Below are 1,259 nucleotides of genomic sequence, written 5' to 3' on the forward strand. Positions count from 1 at the left end.
GGGGATGGCGGCTACCAAGTGACGGTGAAAGGGCATACTGAGTTGGGCGGCGGCTTAATCACTTCAACGGCACAAGCGGAATCAGAGGGGAAAAACCGTTTCCGCACCGGCACAATGGATTATCGAGATATTGAAAATTATGCCAATTACAGCGGAAGTACGCTAGGAGTGAGTGGCGGTTTCAGTGTCGGCGGCGGCGAGAGTGCGAAAGAAATAGGCGGAGTGAAGTTAGCGTCGCAGGGGCAAAATTATGCTCAGCAAGAGGGCGACCCGAATAGCGGCAAAGGCAAAACCGAAGTCAGTATGAGCATCGGTTTTGGCTCAGACAGCAGCCGTGCCAGTGATGTCACCCGCAGTGGTATCAACACCCGCAATATAGAGATAACCGACAGTGTTGCACAGCAAGCCCGCACGGGAAAAAGTGCAGAAACGGTATTGAGCGGTGTGCAAACGGATATCACCACGGAAAGTGCGGTAGCACGCTCAGGCAGGGTGAGCAATCAATTTGATAAAGACGCCTTGCAAAAAGAGTTAGATATTCAACGGGTGACGACGGAAGGTTTTGGAAAAACCGCAGCACAGGGCGTGGCTTATACTGCCGAAAAACTGGGTGATGTGAAAGCCTATGAGCTGACGGAAGGGGTTAAAGCGCAAGCGGAGCAAGTGCTCAAACACGAAACTGACCCGAGCAAACGTGCTGTGTTGAAAGATAAGATTGCACAAGCAGACGCCTATCTGGAACAGAACCAAGCGAACTACACCTTATGGAAAGAGGGCGGAGCAGGGCGCACCGCACTTCATGCGCTAGCAGGCGGGATGTTAACCGGCAATGTCAGTGGTGCCGTGGCAAGCGGCACAACCTCGGCTGCCGCCCCGCACTTGAATGCACTGGGTCAAAAATTGGGCGATGTGGGCAAAGCGGTATTGGATATCGGTGCGGGTATGGCGATAGGGGCAGCAACCGGCGGCGGCACGGCTGCGGTGAGTGCAGGCGGCAATACCGACTGGTATAACCGCCAGTTGCATCCGAGTGAGTTGGATTGGATTCGGAATAATGCGGAGACCTTTGCCAAAGAACAAGGTATTAGCGTGGCAGAAGCGGAGCAGCGTTTGCTTGAGCGAGCGGCACAACGGGTGGATTATGCCTGGTCGAAGATGATAGACAGCCAAGATGCGGCAGCGGATAGTTTCCTGTCCTCGGCGTCGGCTATGAAAGGCGATGTGCCGTCCTCAAGTGCGGTGAGCTTTATCAACAGCGA

Annotated in this window: 1 pseudogene; it reads left to right on the forward strand. The window is 54.2% G+C overall.

The features are described from left to right. A pseudogene (locus FHQ30_RS13345) lies at positions 1 to 1,259 on the forward strand (hypothetical protein); the annotation flags it as partial.

The organism is Testudinibacter sp. 'clade 2' (assembly GCF_006227735.1).
In the GTDB taxonomy this organism is placed as follows: Bacteria; Pseudomonadota; Gammaproteobacteria; order Enterobacterales; family Pasteurellaceae; genus Chelonobacter.